The organism is Megasphaera vaginalis (ex Srinivasan et al. 2021), from assembly GCF_000478965.1.
Lineage (GTDB): Bacteria > Bacillota > Negativicutes > Veillonellales > Megasphaeraceae > Megasphaera > Megasphaera vaginalis.
The window spans coordinates 63249-86629 of the sequence record NZ_AWXA01000043.1 but is presented as its reverse complement, the minus strand read 5'-3'; the positions used below and the strand labels follow the sequence as shown (position 1 = coordinate 86629).

The following is a 23381-nucleotide window of genomic DNA, read 5'->3' as shown; positions in this document are numbered from 1 at the left end:
TTCTTCTCTTTTTTATCTTTGTGTTCCGACCGGTGCTGCGTCGTTCGTTCTTTCTTTCCTTCGCCTTTGCCGAATTTGCCGGCACCGTGTTTTTCTCCTTTGCCGTCACGGTGTTCGCCGGCGCCTGGGCGCCGCCCTGTATGGTTCCGTTTGCCGCCGCCCTGTTTTCTGTCGCGGCGCACGCGGAGCGGAGCCTCTTCCGTAATGGTTACCGGCGTCGTATCCGGTTCCTTTGTCAGCAACTTGATGGCAGACGCGACCAGCGCGACGGAATCGTAATGAGAGAGCAGTTCTTCCGCCGTGGCTCTGTACGCATTGCCCGCGCCGTCTTCCGCGGCTGCCGCCAGACTGCGGATGGCGGCTTGCTGCGCGCCTTCGAGGGCTTCCGAGAAGGAAGGCGCTTTGCGGCGTTCGATGCGGCGTTTGATCAGGCGTTCAATGGCGCGGAGATGATCGATTTCGCGAGGAATGACGAAGGTCGTCGCTTCGCCGCTGTTGCCGGCGCGCCCTGTTCGGCCGACGCGGTGGACGTAGCTTTCCGGATCCTGCGGCAGGTCGTAGTTGAACACGTGCGTAACGCCGCTGATATCCAAGCCGCGGGCGGCGACGTCCGTGGCGACGAGGATATCGATCGTCTTTTCACGGAACTGGCGGATGACGGTGTCCCGTTTCGCCTGGGTCAAGTCGCCGTGGATGCCTTCGGCGGAATAGCCGCGCTTTTTCAGCCCTTCCGATACTTCGTCGACGCGGCGTTTGGTACGGACGAAGATGATGGCCAGATCCGGTTCCTGTAAGTCGAGCAGGCGACAGAGAATGTCGAATTTTTGGCGATCGGGAACTTCAATATACGATTGATTGATAAGATCGATCGTTACCTCTTTGGCCTTCATGCGGACGATTTCCGGATCGTGCAGGAACGTTTCGGCCAGCGTCTGGATCGGCTTCGGCATCGTGGCCGAGAACAGGAGCGTTTGCCGCGTTTCCGGCGTAGCGGACATAATCAGGTTAATGTCATCGATAAAACCCATATCGAGCATTTCGTCGGCTTCATCAAGGACAATGGAAGAGATCGCATTCAGCCGAATAGTACCGCGCTTCATGTGGTCGATCAGACGCCCCGGCGTGGCGACGACGATCTGCGGATTCTTGCGCAGACGGCGCAGTTGCCGTTCTATATCCTGGCCGCCGTAGATAGGCAGCGCCTGGATCGATGTAAATTGCGCCAGATGGTTGATTTCTTCTGCTACCTGCATGGCCAGTTCACGCGTCGGAGAAAGGATGATTGCCTGCAGTTCCGTGCTCTCCGGCGCGGCGAGTATCTTTTCCAGGACGGGGATCCCGTAAGCCGCCGTTTTTCCGGTACCCGTCTGTGCCTGGCCGATCATATCCCTGCCGGAAAGCGCTGTAGGAATGGAGCCGGCCTGTATCGGCGTCGGTTCTTCAAACCCCATTTCGTTCAATGCGCGGATGATAAAGTCACTTACTTGTAATTCTTGGAATTTTTCTAACATGTATACCTCCTCAATAATATAACTTATTTATTATACCACAGCTCAGTATAGTAAACCACCGTTTCGTCCGGCCGATTCCGCGACAAATTGCCGCTCCGGGAAGAGATTCGTCCGTGTGCGGCGCGGCAGGCGGCGTAACCATGCCTGTCAGTCAGATATTGCAATTTATATTGTTGAGGGTGTATACTGTATAATTGATATAAAATATATGGTCACAGACAATTACGGGAGGTCTTTACACGTGTTCAACAGATTTATACAGCGATTGCTCGGGAACAATACCGAATATGAATTGAAAAAGATGCGCCCCATTGTGCGACAGATCAACGAGTTGGAACCGACGCTGGCATCGCTCAGCGATGCGTCGCTGCAAGCCAAGACATTTGAATTCAAAAAGCGTCTTGCCGACGGCGAGACCTTGGATGATCTTTTGCCGGAGGCCTTTGCCGTTATCCGTGAAGCGTCGCGCCGTGTGTTGGGCATGCGTCATTTTGATGTGCAGCTCCTGGGCGGTATCGTATTGCACCGCGGCGATATCGCCGAAATGAGGACCGGCGAAGGGAAGACATTGGTAGCGACGGCTCCGGTATATTTAAACGCTTTGTCCGGAAAGGGCGTGCATGTCGTCACGGTCAACGACTATCTGGCTACTCGCGACAGTGAGGAAATGGGACAGATATACCGTTTTCTCGGGCTTTCCGTCGGCCTGATCGTCCATGATCTGGATTACGAACAGCGGCGCCGCGCCTATAATTCCGATATCACCTACGGTACGAATAATGAGTTCGGCTTCGATTATTTGCGTGACAATATGGTCATCAGCAAGGATCAGATGGTTCAACGGCCGCTGAACTACTGTATCGTCGATGAAGTGGACAGCATCCTTATCGATGAGGCGCGGACGCCGCTGATCATTTCGGGTCCCGGTGAAAAATCTACGGAGCTGTACAGCACCTTGGCGGCTATCGTCAAGCGGCTGGCGCCGGAAGATTACACGATGGACGAAAAGCAAAAAACCATTGCGCCGACAGACGAAGGCGTCGTCAAAATAGAAAAAATGCTCGGCATAACGAACATGTTCGATAATGACCATCTGGAATTGAATCACCTGGTCATCCAGGCGCTGCGTGCCAATTTCATGATGCACCGCGATAAGGACTACGTCGTCAAGAATGGAGAAATCGTCATTGTCGATGAATTTACGGGACGACTGATGTTCGGCCGCCGTTTCAGCGACGGCCTGCACCAGTCGATTGAAGCGAAAGAAAACGTTAAAGTTCAGGGCGAAAGCAAGACGTTGGCCACGATCACTTTCCAAAACTACTTCCGCATGTATCGGAAACTGTCCGGCATGACCGGTACGGCGAAAACGGAAGAAGAAGAATTCAACAAGATCTATAAGCTCGACGTCTATGTCGTTCCGACGAACAAGCCGTCTCTCCGCAAGGATTTGCCCGATGTCATTTATAAGACGAAGAACGCCAAGTACCGTGCCGTTGTCCGCGAAATCGTCCGCTGTCACGCGACGGGACAGCCGATTTTGGTCGGTACGACTTCGATTAATCAGTCGGAAATTTTAAGCACCATGCTGAAACAGGAAAATATCGTACATAATGTGCTGAATGCCAAGTATCATGAGAAGGAAGCGGAAATCATCAAAAATGCCGGGCAGATGAATACGGTCACCATCGCGACGAATATGGCCGGCCGCGGCACGGATATCAAGCTGGGCGCAGGCGTGCCCGATCTGGGCGGCTTGATGATCATCGGTACGGAACGGCATGAAAGCCGCCGTATTGACAACCAGCTGCGCGGCCGCGCCGGCCGTCAGGGTGATCCGGGGCTCACGAAATTCTATCTTTCCCTGGAAGATGATCTGATGCGGATCTTCGGTTCCGAAAACATCTCCAAATTTATGGATAAGCTCGGCATGGAAGAAGATGAGCCGATCGAACATGCCATGATTTCCCGCTCCATTGAAAAAGCGCAGAAAAAAGTGGAAGCGCACAACTTTGAGATCCGTAAATATGTTCTCGAATATGACGATGTCATGAATCAGCAACGTGAAGTTCTCTACGGACAGCGTCGCGAAGTATTGGTCGCCGAATCGCTGAAGGACACGATCCTGACGATGGTTGACGATATCATTTTGGACGGCTTGGCGCGATATGCCAATGAGAAGCTGTATCCCGAAGAATGGGATTTTGCCGGTCTTCTGGCGCAGATGGAGCAGTATTTCGTGCCTCGCGGAACCGTTACGGTCGAAGAACTGGAAAACCTCAGCCGCGTAGAAGTCCAGGATAAGCTGAAAAAGATCGCCGTCGATCTGTATGATTCTCGAGAAGAAGAAATCGGCGCGCAAACGATGCGCGAATTGGAAAAGGCGATTATGCTGCGTGTCGTCGACAGTAAATGGATGGAACATCTGGATGCCATGGATGCTTTAAAAGAAGGCATCAACTTGCGTGCTTACGGCCAGAAAAATCCTTTGGTCGAATATAAATTCGAAGCTTATGAAATGTTTGAAGAAATGGTCGATTCCATCAAGCGGACGGTCATTACCTTCCTTTATCACGTGCAGGTAACTTTCAACCGGCCGATTCCGCAGGCAGAAGACCATTTGCAGGGAGCTAAGGAAGTTCATCGGGACGTGCCGGAAAATCCGGCGCTGGCCGCTGAAAGCGAAAGACCGCAGGACTAGTTTGGCAGGAGAAAAAAACGCATAATTTATTAACTTATTGGTAAAACGAAAGATGGTGATCTTGTGTTATTGGAAGAAATGAAAAAACCGATAGAAGACTTACAACAACGCATACAGGAAATCGGGGATTCACTTTAACCTCGCTCGCAAAAAAGAACGCATTATGGAATATGATATGCTGATGAGCGATCCGTCTTTTTGGGACGATCCCGATAAAGCGAGGTCGATCTCGCAGGAAGCGACGGCGTTAAAAACGGAAGTGGAAGGCCATGAAGCGCTGGTACAGAAAGCCGTCGATTTGAGCGATTATCTGGAAATGGCGATGGAAGACGGCGATACGTCCTTGGCCGGCGACATTGAAACCCAGTATGACGGCGTTTTGAAAGAAATTGAAAAGCGGGAAGTTTTACTTCTTCTGTCCGATGAATACGATCGCTGTAACGCCATCGTGACTTTTCACGCCGGCGCCGGCGGTACGGAGGCGCAGGATTGGACGCAGATGTTGGTGCGCATGTATACGCGCTGGGCCGAACAAAACGGTTACCATCTGACGATTATCGACATGCAGCCCGGCGATGAAGCCGGCGTTAAGAGCGCCGCGTTCACAGTGGAAGGCGAATATGCGTACGGGTATTTGAAGTCGGAAAAAGGCGTGCATCGTTTGGTGCGCATTTCTCCCTTCGACGCCGCAGCCAGAAGACACACATCCTTTACCGCCGTCGACGTCATGCCCGAGCTGCCTGACGATGTGGAAGTCGAGATCAATATGGATGACGTCCGCGTCGATTATTTCCGCGCTTCCGGCGCCGGCGGACAGCACGTCAACAAGACGAGTTCCGCCGTGCGCATGACGCATTTGCCGACAGGGATTGTCGTCCAATGTCAAAACGAACGGTCACAGGTACAGAACCGGGAAATGTGCATGAAGTATTTGCGGGCCAGGTTATTTGAGCTGGAACAGGAAAAGCAGGCTCAGCTGAAAGCCGAGATCGGCGGCGCTCACCAAGCGATTGAATGGGGCAGTCAGATTCGTTCCTATGTTTTTCATCCTTACAATCTGGTTAAGGATCATCGGACCAATGTGGAAACAGGAAATGTTCAGGCCGTTATGGACGGTGATTTGGAAGCCTTTATGGAAGGCTTCCTGCATCAGGAAAAAGACAGAAAGTTAAATCGACAGGAAATATGATCAAAAAAATAATTGTTTTTCTTCTCTTACTGGCCGGTATCGGCGCCGCCGCCGAATATGGCGGTCCGCAAATGGCGGAACGGGGAATATATTATTCGTTGGGACAGCGCCTGAATCTTGAACCGGGTGCCGTCCGCGTCAAGGCCGACCCCGGCATCAAGGTGCTTTTCGGCGATCTTGACGCTGTCACGATTCACAGCGATTCCTTTGCAGACGGCAGGCTTTCGTTCCGTTCGTTCGACTGTGATCTTCGCGATGTTCGTTTCAGTCCGATACGGTCGCTTTTGGACGGGCGGTTCCGCTTGCTTCAAGCCGGATCGGGAACGGTTTCGGCGTCAGTCGGCAGTGACGATTTACGCCGTTTTCTGACGGAAAGGGTCGAAAATCTTTCCGACGTTTCTGTTGATTTTGCAGACGACGGTGTGCATGTGACCGGCAAAATCAAGCTCGGAGGCTTGTTGACAGCCTCTGTTGATATGGCCGGTCAATTTGCTGTTGTCGGCGACAGTCTCTGTTTTGTTCCGCGCGATGTTCGGATCAGCGCAATGGGAATGGCGTATCAAAACGACAGTATGAAAAAAATAGAAGTATATAATTTTAGCGATTTTCCGTTGGGAATCAAAGCGGACCGCGTTGTCATGGAAGATGGACTGCTGCGGATCTACGGCAGTATCAAGTAAGATATGAATAAGGTGAAGATAATGGCAATCAACAACAAACGAAGTCTCCTGGTTCTTACGGCAATCATAGCGGTCGGCTTTTTACTCTCTCTTTGGCTGTGTTTTTCCCGCTATCAGGTGGAAGAAGAAAACATGACGATCGAACAGGTCATGGATTATGATGCCGTCGTGTCAATGGGAAAAAGCGACGGCTATGATCTGGAACAGACACTGGCCTTGTGCCGGGACGCGGGGATCACGAGTTTTGCGATTTACGATGCGACGTTGAATAAGCTGACGCAGCGCGGCGAGGTTTCGTTGATTACCCGTCTCGGGTGCCAATTGTATTATCCTCAGTTCGGGATCGGCGATTTGCAGTATGACTACTATCTGATCGGCAAGCCTCTCAATGAACGGGATCCGTATTTTGATGAACTTGTGCAGGATCTTGCGTTGCGTCTCGGCGGCGACAAGGTGCAGGTGCTTGCCAATGATCGATATCGAATTGCCGGTCTGCGCGGCGTCATGCCCGCTTTGGGCGAAATGAATCTCGGTATTCTTTCGGCCGATGCGAAAGCAATCGCCGCAACCGGATTCCATGTTGTCCTGCGGCCGACTAATTACAGCAACGCCGCAGCCGGTCAGGTGCAGGCCTTCTTCGATCGCGCCCGTACGATACCCGACATTTCGGGTATCATGTTCGTCGGCAAAGAGGTCATGGGATATACGGCGCAGGAAGAAAAGCGCGAAGATATGTTGGAAGCTACGGCGGCGCAGATGAAGCGGGGGAATTATCCCTTTTACATGATCGAATCGGTCACGCAACTTCAGTACAATACGCAGGACGGCATGTACGAGTTGGCGGAACTTCTGGGATACCGTACGGCCCGCGTCTACGCCATGAGTAAGGAAGAACTGGAAAAGGTGTCGCCCGAAGAGGCGGCTATGCGTTATTATATCAGTGATCTTGAACGAAATGTGCGCGTAAATCTCTATCCCCTTTACAAGAAACCGCTGCACGGCATGAATTTGACGCAGACGAACCTGGATTATATCAAACAGGTATCGGACAAGTTGGGAGAACGCGGTTATTCTCTCGGTAAAGCGTCCGTCCTGCCCGTCTATTATCCCGAACGGGTGCTGTTGGCGCTGACTGCGGCAGCTGCGGCCTGCGGTTTTCTCTTTACCTTTAATCTCCTTGTGCCGCTCGCGGACAGAAAAAATTATCTTCTCACGGCGTTGGCCTGTCTTGCCGGTTGCGGCGGCGCCTTTCTTGCCAAGGGCGCGCTCTTTCTGCAAATAATGGCCATCGGCTGTGCCGTAACGGCGCCGACTGCCGCTATCTTGCTGCTTCTCGATTGGTTCAGCCGCAAGAAGCTGGTACGTCAGGCTTCGTATGCCAAGGTCATTCGTGACGGCGTTCTCGGTCTGACGGCGGCAGTCGCCGTCGCCATGATCGGCGGTTTCTTTATTGCCGCTATGCTCGGTAATATACGCTTTTTCTTGGAATTCGATTTTTATCGCGGCGTCAAGCTGACCTTCCTGCTGCCTATCGTGTTGGCTGCCTGGGGATATTTACGCCGTTTCCCGCTCATGGGGCATACGTTGGCGTCGCCGCAGGACTTTATTTCCTTTGCGAAAGATTTCCTGGCCGTGCCGATTCGGATGAGCACCTTGCTTTTGCTCGCTTTTTTCGGTGCCGCCGCTTACATTTTTATCGGCCGCAGCGGTCATACGGCAGGCGTTCCCGTTCCCGGCGCCGAAGTGGTTATGCGCCGCTTTTTGGAAAATGTCATGTACGCGCGACCGCGGGAAAAGGAATTTCTCATCGGCCATCCGGCGTTTTTCCTGCTCGTCGCGGCGATTTATCGCAAATGGCCGCAGTTGCTTCATTTCTTTCTGGTTCTGGCTTCCGTCATCGGCGTCGGTTCCATGGTGGAAACCTTTGCGCATATACGGACGCCGTTTTTGATGTCCTTTATCAGAGGCGTAAACGGGTGGGTGACGGGCATGATCCTCGGCATACTCTTGATTGTTGCCGTTGCCATATTGCAATATAGTACGACATGGTTGAGAAAGGAGTTGTCCAAGGGTGACTAAGATCGTCATTTCCGGGTATTACGGTTTTGCCAATGCCGGTGACGAGGCGATGCTGTCTGCGTTGGTCACCTCTCTTCGCGAATATATTTCTGATGCCGAAATTACCGTCATTAGCGGAAATCCCGCCATGACCGGCGCCAATCATCAGGTTCGGACGGTGCATCGGTTCAATCTGCCAGGTATCGTTGCGGCCGTCCGTTCCTGCCAGATACTGATCAGCGGCGGCGGCAGCCTGCTGCAGGATGTGACCAGCGCCAGAAGCATTTACTACTATTTGTTCATTATCAGGCTGGCTGAGTTTTTCGGCAAACCGGTCATGCTTTATGCCCAGGGCATCGGTCCCGTCACCAGACCACGGGCCAGAAAGGCGGTTCGTTCGGTTTTGCAGAAGGCGCAGATGATCGGCGTCCGCGATGCCGATTCGCAGACTGAACTGGAAGTAATGGGCGTCACGGCGCCGCCGATTTATGTGACTGCCGACGCCGTGCTGTCCATGCGGCCTGCAGACAGGGAAATCGGCGCTGCCATTTTACAATCCCGCAATTTAAAGGACAGACGTAAAAAAATCGGTATCGCCGTGCGGGACTGGCAGGGACTGACGGCGTATAAAAAGGCCCTTGCCGAAAGCGCCGACGCGCTGTACCGTCTTTACGAAGGACAAATCGTATTTATCCCGATGCAGCATCCTGCCGACAGCGCAACGGCAAAAGAAATTATGTCCTATATGGAATGTCCGGCTGTCAGCCTTGAGTCCGCCTATTCGGCTGCTGAGCTGATGTCTCTCTTGGGGGCGATGGATGTCGTCATCGCCAACCGGCTGCACGCGCTGGTTTTTGCTTCCCTGATGGGAGTACCGGTTACGGCCATTTCTTATGATCCGAAGATTGACAGTTTCATCAATCTGATCGGCGAGAAAATCTGCGGTACCGTTGACACGATACGGGCCGAGGCGATTGTCGCCGATGCTGCGGCGAAGTTGGCAGCAGGCGCGCAACGCCGCGAAGTGAAGGAAAAGTTGGACGCTTTGCGGCGCCGGTCTTTGCAAAATGCCGATTTAGCCGTACAAGCCCTACATCGGAAAGGGTAAGGTAATTTGTTGAAAAGAGGGTATTCATGATTTATTTTAATGATGTATCGAAAATCTATGACAACGGTTCCGTGGCGCTCAGCCATGTATCGACGCATATCGAAAAAGGGGAATTCGTCTTTGTCGTCGGCGCCAGCGGCGCCGGTAAATCGACCTTTATCAAGCTGCTGTCGCACGAAGAGCTGCCGACGGAAGGTTCTGTCATCGTTGACGGTACGACGGTCAATAAACTGAAAAAAAGCCGCGTGCCCTATTTGCGGCGGCGGCTGGGCATCGTCTTTCAAGATTTCCGACTCCTGCCGAATAAGACGGCGGCGGAAAATGTCGCCTTTGCCATGGAGGTCATCGAAACGCCGCGGAAGATCATTAAAGAACGTGTACGCAACCTCCTCGATCTGGTCGGTCTTGCCGGCAAAGCTGACGAACTGCCGAATAATCTCAGCGGCGGCGAACAACAGCGCATTGCCATCGCCCGGGCTATCGTCAACAGGCCGCTGTTGCTGATTGCCGACGAACCGACAGGAAATCTGGACCCCGATACATCAAAGGATATTATGGATATTTTCAGAAAAATCAATCACATGGGCACGACTGTCGTCATGGTCACCCATGATAAGCAAATGGTTGACATGATGAATAAACGCGTCCTGGAAATCGTTGACGGTTCCCTTGTTCGCGACGAACAGCGAGGGGGGTACGGCGATGAAGATTAGAACGATGCGATATTATATTTCCGAGGCGCTGACCTCTTTTTGGCGCAACAGCTTCATGTCTGTCGCCTCCATTGCAACCGTTGCGCTGGCCCTCTTTATTCTGGGGCTTTTTTCCCTGATGGCGGCCAACCTCGATTACTTTGCGGAAAATCTGGAAAGTCAGGTGCAGATCAGCGTTTACCTGAAGGACGGCTTGACGACGGATCAGGTCATGGCTGTCGGCAAGGAGCTGAAGCAATTATCCGATGTCAAGGAAATTACGTTTACCAATAAAGATCAGGCCATGGAGCGGTTAAAAGAACGCATGAAAGATCAGCCGGGCATCTTGGACGCACTGGACGGCAAAAATCCGCTGCCCACGTCATATGAAATTACCTTTTCCAATCCCGATGCGGTAAAGAAGGCGGCCGAGAAAGCCGCGGCTATTCCCGGCGTCGAAAGCACGCATTACGCGCAGGAAATCATTGAACAGCTCTTCCAGATCACGACCGTTATTCGCTGGGGCGGCATTGCGCTGATCGTTTTCCTGGCCTGCGCCACGCTTTTTATCATTTCCAATACGATCCGTCTTACCGTTTTCGCGCGACGCCGCGAAATCGCTATCATGAAATACGTCGGTGCGACAAACTGGTTTATTCGCTGGCCCTTTTTGCTTGAAGGCTTGTTGTTAGGGTTTATCGGCGGTTTGATCGCCGATATGGCGTTGTTTCAATTCTATCGTTTCGTCCTTACGGAAGTACACGTCTCTCTGGCGTTCTTGCCGCTGGTCAGCATGTACCCCTTTATTTATCAGCTTGGCGGCTCGCTCTTGCTCATCAGCATGATCATCGGCGCCATAGGCAGTACAATTTCATTAAAACGGTATATGAAGGTGTAGGTAATGATGAACTATACAGATAAATCGAAAAAATTTCTTGCCCTTTTTGCCGCCGCCGTCTTGTTGAGTCCTACGGTGTTGTCATTGGCTGAAGATGAGGATCTTCAAAATCAACTTTCCGATGTTCAGAGCCAGATGGCGGTACAGCAGCAGAAGAAGAGCGACGCCGAAGGTGTCATTACGGACGTTTTTGAACGACTGCGCGTCATTCAGGAGCGTCTGGATGCCGCCGTCAGCGCGTATAAGTCTATTACGGCGGAACTGACGGCGACAGAAAAAAAGATCGGCGACGCCGAACGGGAAATGGCTCAGGCGGAGGAGCGGTTGAAGACGCGGGAGAACGTTTTGAGCCGCCGGATGCGCGACATTTATATGCACGGCCAGCTCAACTATCTTGATGTCGTCATCGGCGCGAAAGATTTCAATGATTTTGCTAATCGGGTGGAATTATTGCGCCGTGTTATTTCTTCCGACATGTCGCTGATCTCTTCAATCAAGGAAGAACGGAGCCGTATTGCCGCAGCCAAAGCCGTTCTGGAAGAGGAACGGGCGCATCAGCAGCAGTTGCAGGCCGATGCGGCAGCCAAACAGGCTGAAATTGAAAAGACGAAAGCCGAACAGCGGGCGTTGCTGGAAAAAGCGCAATCCGACAAAGCGACGGCAGAAGCGGCGCTGGCCGAATTGGAAGCCACTTCGCAGTCTATCGGCGCGATGCTGCGCCAGCGTCAGGCCGATCGGGCCGCAGCAGCGTCTGCCGTCGGTACTGCCGATTCCTTCCAGGCTGTCAGCGGTTCCGGCGTCTTTATCTGGCCGGTGAACGGGCCGATCACATCGCCCTTCGGTTATCGTAACCACCCGATCTTCGGGCGTGCTATTTTCCATTCCGGCATCGATATCGGCGTCGATGAAGGGACGCCCGTTCATGCGGCTGACGCCGGCGTCGTCGTCGAAGCCGATTGGCTCGGCGGTTACGGTAATGCCGTCATTATCGACCATGGAAACGGGTTGTCGACCGTTTACGGTCATAACTCGTCCTTAGCCGTTTCGGCGGGACAGTCCGTTGCCAAGGGAGAGGTCATTGCCTATGCCGGTTCGACGGGAAATTCCACAGGCCCTCACGTTCATTTTGAAGTGCGTTCCGGCGGAGAGCCCGTTGATCCGATGGGATATTTATAAAAGAGGGGAAAGGACAAGGGGGAAATGAAATTTCTTGTGAAAGTCTGCGCCTGGATTCTTTCCGTTTTTGCCGGCGCGCTGTTGGTGCTCTGTCTCCTGTCATATGAATTTACCGGTACGCCGTGGGGAATGATCAAGTTGCTGCGTACGTTTCAGATCGTCGAGATGTATTATGCCGGCAACGTCGATAAGGAATCACTCTTGACCGGAGCCCTGGAGGGGATTGTGGCCGATTTGGAAGATCGTCATTCCCTGTATCTGGACGGTGAAGTTCTGGAACAGTTTACGGAACAGACGCAGGCTTCGTATGCCGGCATCGGCGTGTATATCGCCGCCAGCGACGGCGGTAAAGGCGTCCTGGTCGCCGGTACCGTCGATGACAGTCCTGCAGGAGAAGCCGGTTTGCAGCGAGGCGATCTGATCATGGCCGTTGACGGCGTCGAGACGACGGGACTGCCGTTGGAAGAGGTATCCAAAAAAATTCGCGGCAAGGCGGACAGCATCGTGACGTTAACCGTTTTGCGCGGCGCCGAAACACGGGAGTATACGTTGACGCGGCGCCGGATACAATTGAAAACGGTGGCCGGCGAAATGGTGAAGGACAGCGATATCGGTTATATACGGATCATTTCTTTCAGCGAAAATACGGGAAAAGAATTCGGCGATACTTATGAAAAGCTGAAGTCCCAGGGGATGAAACGCATTATCCTCGATCTGCGCAACAATCCCGGCGGACTGGTCGATCAGGCAGCGGCTGTTGCCAACTATATCATGCCTGCCGGGACGACGGTCGTTTCGTATACGAAACGTGACGGTGCCGAAGAGGTGACGAAGACGGACGGACAGGAAGAACTCCTGCCTCTCGTCGTACTGGTCAACGAGAATTCGGCCAGCGCCGCCGAAATTGTTTCCGGCGATATACAGGATTTGGGCCTCGGTACGATTGTCGGCGTGAAGACGTACGGCAAAGGCACGGTGCAGGGGGTTTACCCCGTTGACGGCAGTGATGCCGTGAAGCTTACCGTAGCCAAGTACAAAACGGCCAAGGGCAGAGAAATCGACGGCGTCGGCGTCGTGCCCGACGTGGAAGTAAAATTGCGCGACGGCGACACGCGCGATTATCAGTTTGATAAAGCGGTGGAATTATTGGTACAATAGAGAGGACAGCCAGACAGGAGACATAGTATATGGATGCTGTGTCTCTTTGGCGTATTGGAGAAGGAGAACAGCATGTTTATTGATAGAGCCAGAATTTTTGTACAATCCGGCAAGGGCGGTGACGGTATGAGCAGTTTCCGTCACGAAAAATTCGTGCCCAAAGGCGGACCGAACGGCGGCGACGGCGGTCAGGGCGGAAACGTCATCCTCGTTGCCGACAGAAACGTCAATACCCTTGTCGATTTCCGTTATCGCCGTCTTTTTAAGGCGAGACCGGGTGGCAAAGGACAGGGAAGCAACAAGTTCGGCCGCGATGCTGACGATTTGTTGATCACCGTGCCTGTCGGCACGATCGTAAAGGATGAAGCTACCGGTGCGGTGATGGCCGACTTGAGCCGTGACGGACAGCAGGTTGTCGTTGCCAAGGGCGGTCGCGGCGGCCGCGGCAATTACCATTTCCGCACCAGCGCCAACAGAACGCCGACGTTTGCCGAAAAAGGCGAACCCGGCACGGAACGCTGGTTGCGTCTGGAGTTGAAAGTGCTGGCCGACGTCGGCCTCCTCGGGTACCCCAGCGTGGGCAAGTCCAGCATTCTTCGCAAAGTATCGGCGGCGCAGCCGGAAGTGGCGGCGTACCATTTTACGACGTTGAATCCGATCCTCGGCGTCGTTGATCTGTCGGATCAGCGCAGTTTCGTCATGGCGGATATTCCCGGACTGATCGACGGGGCCAGCGAAGGCGTCGGCCTGGGACATGACTTTTTACGGCATATTGAGCGGACGAAGGTCTTAGTCCATGTTCTCGACGTTTCGGGGACGGAGGGCCGCGATCCTATTGACGATTATGAAAAAATCAACGGCGAATTGGCCAGGTACAGCGAGAAGTTGGCGAAGAAGCTGCAGATCATCGCCGCCAATAAGGTCGATCTGCTCGGCGAGTCCGGAAATCTGGAAAAGCTGCAAGCCTATATGGCGGCGCAAGGACGCGAAGTGTATCCGATCTGCGCGCTGACCGGCGAAGGACTGGACAGTCTTTTGGAACGGGTCTGGACGTTGATTCAGGAATACGTTCCCGAGGCGGACGACAACAGTGATGAAGTCGTTTATAAAGCGGCGGAAAAACCCGATTTTGAAATCACGCGGGCTGACGACGGCGCATTCGTGATTACCGGCATGCGCATTGAACGGTTGGTGGCGATGACGAATTTTGACGACGACCAGTCGCTGCGCCGTTTCCAACGAATCTGGCGCTACATGGAGCTGGATAAGCTGTTAAAGGAAAAGGGAATTCAGGAAGGCGATACGGTCCGCATTTACACGATGGAATTTGAATATCGTCAGTGAGTAAAGGAGCGATACTGTGACAGGAAAAGATAAACAGGCGTTAAAAGCGCTGGCAAGTCAACTGCCGTCAGTCGTACAGATCGGCAAGGAGGGTTTGAGCAATCCCGTTATCGATAGTGCCAGAGCGGCATTGTCGGCGCGCGAGCTGATCAAAGCCCATGTTTTGAACAACGCGGCTTTGGATACGAAGGAAACGATGCAAACGCTGGCGGATATGTTGGGCGCCGAACTGGTACAGGTCATCGGCCACTACGGCGTTCTGTTCAAAAAGAAGAAAGAAAAGTCTCACTTTGCATTTATCAAAAACTAGGATGTGTTTCTCATGACGGAACGAGAAGCCGCGTTTGCCGGCAAAAAAAGAGTCGTCGTCAAGATCGGGTCCAGCTCCTTGACATATGCGACAGGAAAATTGAATTATCACCGTATGGAACAGTTGGTGCGGGAAATTGCCGATCTGGCCAATTCCGGTCGGGAAATGATCCTCGTTTCTTCCGCCGCCGTCAGCGCCGGCATGGCCTCGCTGGGCCTTTCGGAGCGACCTAAGGAAATACGCAGAAAGCAAGCGCTTGCCGCTGTCGGGCAGGGCTTACTGATGCATACGTATGAAAAGCTGTTTCGCGAATACGGGCAGATTGCGGGACAAGTATTGCTGACACGCATGGACGCACAGGACAGAAGCAAATTCATGCATTCCCGCAATACGTTGTTGACGATGATCGACATGCATATTATTCCGATCATCAATGAAAACGATGTCGTCGCCGTCGACGAATTCAAAATCGGCGACAACGATACGTTAGCGGCGATGGTGAGCAGTATTATTGACGCCGACTTACTGATTCTCCTCTCCGACGTGGACGGCTTGTATACGTCCAATCCGCAACATGACAAGGGCGCGCAGATTATTCGCGTCGTTGAAGAAATCGACAAACATTTTTATGACATTGCCGGCGGCACCGGGAGCGCTTTCGGAACAGGCGGTATGTACACGAAAATCAAAGCTGCGGCCATGGCGACCTCGGCCGAGGCCGATATGGTCATCGCTTCCGGCAGTGAAGACGGCGTCATTCGCCGGATTTGCGCCGGTGAACCGGTAGGAACTTGGTTCAAAGCTAAGGAGTCCCATTTACATAGCCGCAAACGATGGCTGCTTTCCGGCGGCAAGGCACAGGGGACATTAATTGTCGACGAAGGCTGCCGTAACGCTATCGTTTATAAGGGCGCCAGTCTCCTTCCCGTCGGTATTTGTCGGATTGAAGGCGACTTTTGTGAAGGCGATATCGTCGCCGTCGTTTGTGAAGGGATTACGATTGCCAAAGGCATTGTCAATTATGACAGCAGTTCCATCGCGGCGATTAAGGGCAAGAAGACGGAAGAGATAAGCGCGATTTTAGGCTACGACGGTCTTTACGATGAAGTGATTCATCGCGACAACCTCGTGGCCATATAAGAGAAAGGGGTTTTCTCCCATGGCATCTGAAGTACTGGAAAAGGCCAAACAGGCGCAGGCGGCAGCCGCTATCCTGGCACTGGCAAGTGAAGAAGAAAAAAACAGGGCGCTGTCTTATATGGCGGCAGCATTGGAAGCGGAAACGGAACGGATTTTGGCGGCAAACAGAGAAGACGTGCTGCAAGCTGAGGGAAAAGGTATGGCGCCGGCTATGCTGGATCGCCTGACCCTGACGGCGGCCCGGATCCGCGATATGGCTGACGGCGTGCGGCAAGTTGCCGCGTTACCGGATCCGACAGGTGCGCAGCTTGCCGCCTGGGAGCGGCCGAACGGCTTGCAGATTGAACGCGTTGCCGTGCCCCTCGGCGTTATTGCCATTATTTTCGAGTCCCGTCCCAATGTCACCGTCGATGCCGCGGCCCTTTGCCTTAAGACCGGCAACGCCTGCATTCTGCGCGGCGGCAGCGAGGCGATTCGTTCCAATTTGGCGCTGGCGGCGGTATTGCAGGAAAGTCTGCAGCGTGCCGGCCTGCCGCGGACCGGGCTGGCAATGCTGGAGAACACCGATCGGGCGCTGGTCCGGGAACTTCTGACGCTGCGCGCATATATAGACCTGGCCATTCCCCGCGGCGGCGCCGGTTTGATCCGGATGGTCGTTGATACGGCGACGGTTCCCGTCATCGAGACAGGAAGCGGTATCTGCCACGTTTACGTCGATGCAGCCGCCGATCTCGACATGGCGGCCCGAATCGTTGAAAATGCCAAGATTTCCCGTCCCTCTACGTGCAATTCCATGGAAACGTTGCTGCTGCACCGCGAGATTGCCAAAGAAGCGTTGCGGAAGCTGGTGCCGCTGTTGACGGCAGACGGCGTCGAAATGCGCGGCGACGGGCGAAGCCGTTCCCTTGACGCCGCGATCGCTATTGCCGGCGAAGACGCGTGGCATACGGAATATAATGCGCTGATCATGTCCGTCAAGATCGTCGATTCCTTTGAAGAAGCAGTGGAACATATCAACCGATACGGCACTCACCATTCGGACTGCATCGTGACGGACAATGCGGAGGTGGCTGAAGCCTTTCTCCGTCGCGTCGATTCGGCCGCCGTTTATGTCAATGCGTCGACGCGATTTACTGACGGTTTCGAATTCGGGTTCGGTGCGGAAATCGGCATCAGCACGCAGAAGCTGCACGTGCGCGGGCCGATGGGATTGCAGGCCTTGCTGACGTATAAATACAACATCCGCGGTCAGGGGCAGATTCGTGTATGATCCGGCTCCTGCGCGGTTATTGGCGGACTCTGCGGCAATATGCGGCGGCGCCGAAGACCCGTTATGAGTATAAGCATTACTTGATCTTTCTGATTCTTTACGGCTTAGTTCTGGCCGTCGTTTGGGGAGGAATTTATTTTTATTATGGAAACCACCAGATTGGGAATCATGGGAGGAACGTTCAATCCGATTCATTTCGGACATTTGCTGATTGCCGAGGAAGCGCGCCAGCAGCTGCATCTGGACCGCATTCTCTTCATCCCCTCTTATGCGACGCCGAATAAGGATATTTGCGGTGCGACTGCGGAGGAGCGCCTGGCCATGGTGCGCCTTGCCGTCGACAGCAATCCCCACTTTGTCGTAAGCGACATGGAGATTCGCAGAAAAGGGCCGTCCTATACAGTCGATACGCTGCGACTGCTGCGAACCGTATACGGCAAGGACAGCGGACTTTATTTCATTTCCGGAACCGATACGATCCACGATCTGCCTAATTGGCACAAGCCGGAAGACGTCCTTCGCCTTTGCTATTTTGTCGGTGCTTCACGGCCGGACGGTACGGAAGAGATTGAGCCGATCATTACCAAGTACGGTGATCTCGGCTGCAAGATTATTCCTCTGGCGGTGCCGGAATTGGAAATCTCTTCGACAGAAGTGCGGCGCCGCCTGCAGGCGGGCTTATCCGTCCGCTATATGATTCCCGATAACGTTGCTGATTTCATTTATAAAAACGGAGTATATCAATGTGTACACAAGAAATAAACGAACGGATCCGCCAAGAACTGCAGCAGTCATTATCTCCCCGGCGCTATCGCCATACCCTGGGCGTCGCCTCCGCGGCGAGACGGCTGGCACTTGCCAACGGCGCCGCAGCGGACAAGGCGGAAACGGCCGGGCTGCTGCATGACGCGGCAAAGGAACTGCCGTTGCCGGATATGCAGCGATTGGCGGTGCAGGAGTACGGCCGTACGCTGCCGGAGACGATTTTTCGGACTGCCAGTTTGCTGCACGGTTATGCCGCGACGACGATCGCCAGGGAGCGGTATCAGATCGACGATGACGATATTCTGAAAGCCATCGCCCATCATACGACAGGCGCCGCGGCCATGGGGCTGTTGGAAAAAATTGTTTTCATGGCTGATTATATCGAGGAGAATCGCGATTTCGAAGGCGTCGAGACATTACGAGAAATTACGGCACGCAGTCTGGATGAAGGCGTTCTGGCAGGGTACGACATGACAATCCTCCATTTGCTGGAACAGCACAAGACGATCTATGCCGGTACCGTGACGAACCGCAACGCTCACTTGCTGCAGATGCGGTCACAAGGCGGGAGGGACTGACATTGGAACGAAAGGAACGTGAAGGGCGGCGCAAAAATGTCCGTTTACGCCTGCAACATACGAAACAGAAGAAGGGACACGGCAAAGCGTTTCACATTTTGTTGACGCTCGTCCTGATTTTTGCCGCCGTCGCCGCCGCCGCATACGGGTGGTATCAGTATCAAGCTTTCCGCGGCGACACGGAACCGGCTCGGGGCAATACGGCTACGGAGGCTTTCGATCAGGTAAGTCCCGACATTCCGCTTTATGTCCTTATTATCGGAGTAGACGATGAAAAGGACAGGCAAGCCAACTTTGTGGCTGTCGCAGCCATTAACAAAGAAAAACAGACCGTTGATTTTATTTCTCTGCCCGATAATACGCGTATTGACGGCAGAAAAGAAAAGGGACCGCAGACGTTGGCGTCCGTTTATACCGAAGGCGGCCTGACCTTGGTACAGGCGGTCATTGAAGACATGTTTCATATTCCGATCAAGTATTATGCCGTCTTTACAACGGACAACTTCCGCAAGATGATGGATATGAACGGCGGTCTCAATTTGTATGTGGAAAAAGACGTGTATCATGAAGACGCTGCCGGCGTGACCGATATCGATCTGCAAAAAGGGTATCAATATCTGAACGGCGAGACAGGTATCGGCTACCTGCGTTATTTGGATGCAGACGGCGACCTTTCCCGCGTGCAGCGTCAGCTGCGTTTTATCAAATCTTTTTACCGGCAGGAAAAGGAAGCATGGGTCGTTCGGTCCATGCTGAATATGTATCGTTTCTGGACTGCCGTTGAGTCCAATATTTCCGCTAAGGATATGGCTCGTCTTGTCTGGACCTTTCGGCATGTCGGCGCTGACGATGTCAAGTTCTATATCCTTCCCGGCGAAACGGCCAAAAATGCCAATTTGCAGGGAGACGGCACGAATTACTGGATTGCCGATCCCGTAGAGGTGCAGCGGATTATCGGCAAGACCAACAACACGATCGTTTATGACGACGCCAAGACCGGAAAACAGACGAGTGCGAAAAACGCCTCTCCCTCCGGAGCCGCAAAACGTGAAAATCAGACGGCAAACGCCGGTAACACGGAAAACAAACCTAAAGGAGATCAGGAATGAACACAAACGTAAAAGAATATGAAATTATCGCTAAGTCGATTGCAGATAAAAAAGGCTGGAACATCGTCATTTTGGATATGTCCGAAACGACAATATTGGCTGACTGCTTCGTTATTTGCAGCGCCCGGAACGTACGGCAGGCCCAGAGCATTGCCGATGCCGTGGAAGAGGCGTTGAAGAAGGAAGGGCGCGCCGTACGTCACCGGGAGGGATATACCGGCGGCCGCTGGATCCTCTTGGATACGGGCGACACGGTCGTTCATATCTTCATGGAACAGGAACGGGACTATTACGGTCTGGAAAATGTATGGAGCGATACGGAACGAATTCCGTTTGAAGGAGCGTAACATGGGTACGTTATTACAGGAAAACAGCATTGCCGAACTGGAAGTGCTGCGGGTCAGCGATGCCGGCGCATTTCTGAACGGCGGCACGGGAAATACGAACGATGATATTCTTTTGCACAAGAACCAACAGCTTGAACCGGTTTCTGTCGGTGCCGTTGTCAAAGTTTTTCTCTATCATGATCCGTCAGGACGACTGACAGCCAGTATGCGGTTGCCGAAGATCAAAGTCGGCCAGATCGGTTATGCACCGATCATCAATACGACGCGGTTCGGCGCCTTTGTTGAAGTCGGCACGGAACGGGGCATATTCATGCCCTTTGCCGAAATGAAAGGACGCCCTAAAGAAGGCGAATACGTATGGGTCAAACTGTATGAAGATAAGTCACACCGCCTCGCCGTTTCCATGGAAGTGGAAGATGAAATGCGCCGCGCCTCCGTCGCGGCCGACGATGCCAGAATCGGCGCCTGGGTAGAAGGCGCCGTTTACAATATCAATGAGCAGGGAGCGTATTTAATGACGCGCGAACGGTGGATTGCCTTTCTGCATCGCAGTGAATGGCTCGGGCCCGTACTTATCGGCCAGATGATCAAGGGACGGATCACGTTCCTGCGCGACGACGGCAGGATCAATATCTCTCTTCGTCTTGTCAAAGAACAGGCGATGGACGCGGACAGCGAAAAAATACTTGCCTTTCTGAAGGAACGAAACGGAAAAATGCCGTATTGTGACAAGACCGCGCCGCAGGTTATCAAAGCGAAGTTCAATCTGAGCAAGGCTTCCTTCAAGCGCGCACTGGGACATTTGATGAAGGAGAAGAAGATTCGCCAGGAAGACGGGTGGACGTATGCCGTAGCAGAGGCGGAGATTACGGAAAAAGAAGGTACGAAATAAAGAAGGAACAGCGGAAAAGAAGTCTGCCGGCAACGTGCAGGCGCCGCCGGGAGACTTTTTTTCTGTTTGACTAAGATTGTAAAAACGCCGTTGTCAACTTTTCCAGCGATGTCTGGTCCGCTCCGCCCATGAGCTCGCGGGCCGAGTGCATGGCCAGGACCGGAACGCCGACGTCCATCGCACGCATAGCCAAATGGGCTGAAAGTACGGAACCCAGCGTGGAACCGCCGCTCATATCGGAGCGATTGACGAAATACTGAAGAGGAATGCCTTCACGCCGGCATAAGGCGATGATGACGGCAGCTGCTTCGGCATCACCGGCGTACCGTTGGCTGCAGGCTGTTTTCAATACGGGGCCGCCGTTCAAAAGAGGAAAGTTCGTGATGTCATTTTTCTCCGGATAGTTGGGATGCATGCCGTGGGCGACATCAAGAGAGAGCAGGAAACCCCGGCTGTGGCAGGCCATGTAGTCTTCATAGGTAAAGCCGAGATTCAGATAAATACGCTGCAGCAATTCCGGCAAAAGAGAAGACGCGGCACCTTGTTTCGTATGGTTACCGACCTCTTCATTATCAAACAAGGCGACCAGGCGGATTCCCTCTCTGTGCCGCCGGGACGAGATCGCTTCCAGACAGGCCTTGACGGAAGTCAAATTGTCGAGCCGCGGCGATGACAGAAATTCGTCGTTACAGCCGGTGCAAGTGCCGTGCTCTGTCGGATAGACAGTCAGGTCATAGGATACTATCTCCTCTTTCGGTATGCCGCAGCAGCCGCTCATGAAGGTGAGAAAGTCCGATTCATCATGGCCCGTTCCCATTAGGGGCAACATTTCCTTTTGCGGATTTAACGACAGTCCGTCATTCGTTTTCGGATTCATGTGGATTGCCAGACGCGGAATCGTCAAAAACGGTTTACCGATATCAATCAGCATGGGTCTGGGTTGAAAAGCGTCGCTGCCGCAGAGGGTCAATTTTCCGGCGGCTGACAGGGGACGGTCAAGCCATGACTCGCGAATCATGCCGCCGTATACTTCGACATTCACTTTACGGTAGCCGTGGACGGTCAGATCGGGATTCGGCTTTATGCGCAGACAGGGGAAATCCGTATGAGCAGCCGCCAAACGCAGAGAAGCGCATGGCTCGGCGCCGATGGTAAAGGCGATCAGCGTCGAATCATATACGGATACCATGTAGGCCTTTCCGCTTTGCAGGCGCCACGTATCGGCGAGTTTCAATTCTTCAAAGCCGTTGTTGCCGAGGACTTCCGTCGCCTTGCGGATAACGTGAAAAGGGGACGGGCTTTTTTTTATAAACTCAAGTAATGACGATATATGGGACATATGTATTCTCCTCTCGTTTTTTATATTATATCATAACCATACTAAAGAATAATTCATCTCATTAGCAAGAACGGACATGCTATTAAATAAAATTACAAACTTTTCTTTTTTAGTGAAATATTATGTCATAAATCGCTTATTTTACCTGTTAAAATAAATACTAATATTCACAAAGATAGGTAAAATATCTTGACAAGATACTTATCTTCCGATATACTCATCTTTGTAATTGAAAAGTAATATCAAATAAAAAGCGGGAAGCATACTTTGTAGAAAGGAAGATGAAGATGAGTGTCGTAATTGTCGGTGGAAATGATTGCATGGTCTGCAGATATAAAAACCTCTGTAAAAAATACGCGTATAAAGCAAAAGTATTTACCCAGGTCCCGAGTGATTTTAAATCGAAGATCGGTTCTCCGGACCTCGTCGTTCTTTTTACAAGTACCGTCAGCCACAGTATGGTACGCTGCGCACTGCGAGAAGCACAGCGTAAGAATGCGGACGTAGTTCGCTCTCATACGAGCAGTTCAAATGCGCTGCAGTCAATTTTGGAAGAGCACAGTAAACAACACGTCGATCAGGCCTATTAAGTTTGTTCTCATCTGTTTTTGACACTATTTATTAAGATATGTATCATTTTTATTCAGCGCGGTACAGGATCGCTTAATCGTCTCCCATTGACATATGTTCTTGTTTTGAAAATAATTACAAGGTAAAAAACAGATAAAAAGGAAGATAATTATCAAAATAAATGACCGAATGCCGATAATTGATGATAAATAAGTATGTATTTTAAGAAAAAATTTTATTTAGAATGGTTGCCAAAAAGCAGTAATATGAGTTATTCTATTATTAACAGGAGGAAACGTCACGATGAAGATAATGAAGCTATGCGACATGGAAACAGGTGCATCGGGAACCATTGAAACGCTCGAGGGACGAGGGAATATACAACATCGGCTGGTTGATATGGGCGTTGTAAATGGTTCTCATATTTCCGTCGTTAAAAGGGCGCCCTTAGGCGATCCGATTGAAGTGAAAGTAAAAGGCTGTTCGTTGGCACTGCGTTTGAGCGAAGCGGCCATGATTGATGTTATTGTTGCAGAGGGGGAGTAG

The 23381-nt window shown here is 52.5% G+C and carries 22 protein-coding genes; 20 read left to right on the top strand and 2 right to left on the bottom strand.

Going from position 1 to position 23381, the window contains the following annotated elements:
* A partial coding sequence (locus tag HMPREF1250_RS07920; protein ID WP_023054087.1) for a DEAD/DEAH box helicase occupies nucleotides 1-1511 on the bottom strand: 1511 nt, incomplete at its 3' end.
* Nucleotides 1512-1752: 241 nt separating this feature from the next.
* Between HMPREF1250_RS07920 and secA the strand changes: the two genes are divergently transcribed.
* The 18 genes from secA (at nucleotide 1753) to HMPREF1250_RS07830 (ending at nucleotide 20926) form a co-directional block, all read left to right on the top strand.
* Nucleotides 1753-4212 (top strand): preprotein translocase subunit SecA, encoded by a 2460-nt coding sequence (gene secA, locus HMPREF1250_RS07915; RefSeq protein WP_023054064.1) that lies wholly within the window; start codon nucleotides 1753-1755, stop codon nucleotides 4210-4212.
* Between the two features lie 78 nt (nucleotides 4213-4290).
* Nucleotides 4291-5401, top strand: a protein-coding gene (gene prfB, locus HMPREF1250_RS07910; protein WP_419177286.1) for a peptide chain release factor 2 whose coding sequence is annotated in 2 segments (ribosomal slippage) — nucleotides 4291-4347 and nucleotides 4349-5401 — 1110 coding nt in all. Because the reading frame shifts where the segments join, the coding sequence is not laid out codon by codon here.
* Nucleotides 5398-6081 (top strand): DUF2993 domain-containing protein, encoded by a 684-nt coding sequence (locus HMPREF1250_RS07905; protein ID WP_023054078.1) that lies wholly within the window; start codon nucleotides 5398-5400, stop codon nucleotides 6079-6081. Before prfB ends, HMPREF1250_RS07905 begins: the two co-directional genes overlap by 4 nt.
* Nucleotides 6082-6102: 21 nt before the next feature.
* Nucleotides 6103-8160 (top strand): DUF5693 family protein, encoded by a 2058-nt coding sequence (locus HMPREF1250_RS07900; protein WP_023054075.1) that lies wholly within the window; start codon nucleotides 6103-6105, stop codon nucleotides 8158-8160.
* The gene (gene csaB / locus HMPREF1250_RS07895) at nucleotides 8153-9247 is read left to right on the top strand and encodes a polysaccharide pyruvyl transferase CsaB (protein WP_023054134.1); all 1095 of its coding nucleotides are present in this window, start codon (nucleotides 8153-8155) and stop codon (nucleotides 9245-9247) included. The genes HMPREF1250_RS07900 and csaB overlap by 8 nt, the downstream gene beginning before the upstream one ends.
* Before the next feature lie 26 nt (nucleotides 9248-9273).
* Complete coding sequence (gene ftsE / locus HMPREF1250_RS07890; protein WP_023054116.1) at nucleotides 9274-9960, top strand: cell division ATP-binding protein FtsE; 687 nt, start codon at nucleotides 9274-9276, stop codon at nucleotides 9958-9960.
* On the top strand, nucleotides 9950-10837 hold the full coding sequence (ftsX, locus tag HMPREF1250_RS07885; protein ID WP_036242997.1) for a permease-like cell division protein FtsX: 888 nt from the start codon (nucleotides 9950-9952) through the stop codon (nucleotides 10835-10837). The genes ftsE and ftsX overlap by 11 nt, the downstream gene beginning before the upstream one ends.
* 3 nt (nucleotides 10838-10840) lie before the next feature.
* Nucleotides 10841-12013: a murein hydrolase activator EnvC family protein gene (locus tag HMPREF1250_RS07880; protein ID WP_023054088.1), complete on the top strand. Its 1173-nt coding sequence runs from the start codon at nucleotides 10841-10843 to the stop codon at nucleotides 12011-12013.
* 24 nt (nucleotides 12014-12037) lie between these two features.
* The gene (locus HMPREF1250_RS07875; RefSeq protein ID WP_023054128.1) at nucleotides 12038-13171 is read left to right on the top strand and encodes a S41 family peptidase; all 1134 of its coding nucleotides are present in this window, start codon (nucleotides 12038-12040) and stop codon (nucleotides 13169-13171) included.
* Nucleotides 13172-13243: 72 nt separating this feature from the next.
* A complete protein-coding gene (gene obgE, locus HMPREF1250_RS07870) occupies nucleotides 13244-14515 on the top strand; it encodes a GTPase ObgE (RefSeq protein ID WP_023054122.1) in 1272 nt (423 codons plus the stop codon).
* Between the two features lie 16 nt (nucleotides 14516-14531).
* The gene (locus tag HMPREF1250_RS07865) at nucleotides 14532-14825 is read left to right on the top strand and encodes a YhbY family RNA-binding protein (RefSeq protein ID WP_023054142.1); all 294 of its coding nucleotides are present in this window, start codon (nucleotides 14532-14534) and stop codon (nucleotides 14823-14825) included.
* A gap of 12 nt (nucleotides 14826-14837) precedes the next feature.
* Nucleotides 14838-15965 carry a glutamate 5-kinase gene (gene proB, locus HMPREF1250_RS07860; RefSeq protein WP_023054131.1) on the top strand — a complete coding sequence of 376 codons (1128 nt, stop codon included), beginning with the start codon at nucleotides 14838-14840 and terminating at the stop codon, nucleotides 15963-15965.
* A 19-nt stretch (nucleotides 15966-15984) separates the two neighbouring features.
* Nucleotides 15985-17235: a glutamate-5-semialdehyde dehydrogenase gene (locus HMPREF1250_RS07855; protein ID WP_023054066.1), complete on the top strand. Its 1251-nt coding sequence runs from the start codon at nucleotides 15985-15987 to the stop codon at nucleotides 17233-17235.
* Between the two features lie 144 nt (nucleotides 17236-17379).
* Nucleotides 17380-17997 carry a nicotinate-nucleotide adenylyltransferase gene (gene nadD, locus HMPREF1250_RS07850; RefSeq protein WP_023054139.1) on the top strand — a complete coding sequence of 206 codons (618 nt, stop codon included), beginning with the start codon at nucleotides 17380-17382 and terminating at the stop codon, nucleotides 17995-17997.
* Nucleotides 17979-18578, top strand: coding sequence for a bis(5'-nucleosyl)-tetraphosphatase (symmetrical) YqeK (yqeK, locus tag HMPREF1250_RS07845; RefSeq protein WP_023054133.1), 600 nt, complete (start codon nucleotides 17979-17981; stop codon nucleotides 18576-18578). The genes nadD and yqeK overlap by 19 nt, the downstream gene beginning before the upstream one ends.
* Before the next feature lie 2 nt (nucleotides 18579-18580).
* Nucleotides 18581-19687: an LCP family protein gene (locus HMPREF1250_RS07840; protein WP_023054072.1), complete on the top strand. Its 1107-nt coding sequence runs from the start codon at nucleotides 18581-18583 to the stop codon at nucleotides 19685-19687.
* Nucleotides 19684-20034 (top strand): ribosome silencing factor, encoded by a 351-nt coding sequence (gene rsfS, locus HMPREF1250_RS07835; protein WP_023054101.1) that lies wholly within the window; start codon nucleotides 19684-19686, stop codon nucleotides 20032-20034. The genes HMPREF1250_RS07840 and rsfS overlap by 4 nt, the downstream gene beginning before the upstream one ends.
* 1 nt (nucleotide 20035) lies before the next feature.
* The gene (locus HMPREF1250_RS07830; protein WP_023054061.1) at nucleotides 20036-20926 is read left to right on the top strand and encodes a S1 RNA-binding domain-containing protein; all 891 of its coding nucleotides are present in this window, start codon (nucleotides 20036-20038) and stop codon (nucleotides 20924-20926) included.
* 70 nt (nucleotides 20927-20996) lie between these two features.
* On the opposite strand, the gene HMPREF1250_RS07825 is transcribed toward HMPREF1250_RS07830, so the two are convergent.
* The gene (locus HMPREF1250_RS07825; protein WP_023054127.1) at nucleotides 20997-22265 is read right to left on the bottom strand and encodes a M18 family aminopeptidase; all 1269 of its coding nucleotides are present in this window, start codon (nucleotides 22263-22265) and stop codon (nucleotides 20997-20999) included.
* A gap of 287 nt (nucleotides 22266-22552) precedes the next feature.
* Between HMPREF1250_RS07825 and HMPREF1250_RS07820 the strand changes: the two genes are divergently transcribed.
* Together HMPREF1250_RS07820 and HMPREF1250_RS07815 are read left to right on the top strand one after the other, a co-directional pair.
* A complete protein-coding gene (locus HMPREF1250_RS07820) occupies nucleotides 22553-22855 on the top strand; it encodes a DUF2325 domain-containing protein (RefSeq protein ID WP_023054073.1) in 303 nt (100 codons plus the stop codon).
* Nucleotides 22856-23138: 283 nt separating this feature from the next.
* A complete protein-coding gene (locus HMPREF1250_RS07815; protein WP_023054091.1) occupies nucleotides 23139-23381 on the top strand; it encodes a FeoA family protein in 243 nt (80 codons plus the stop codon).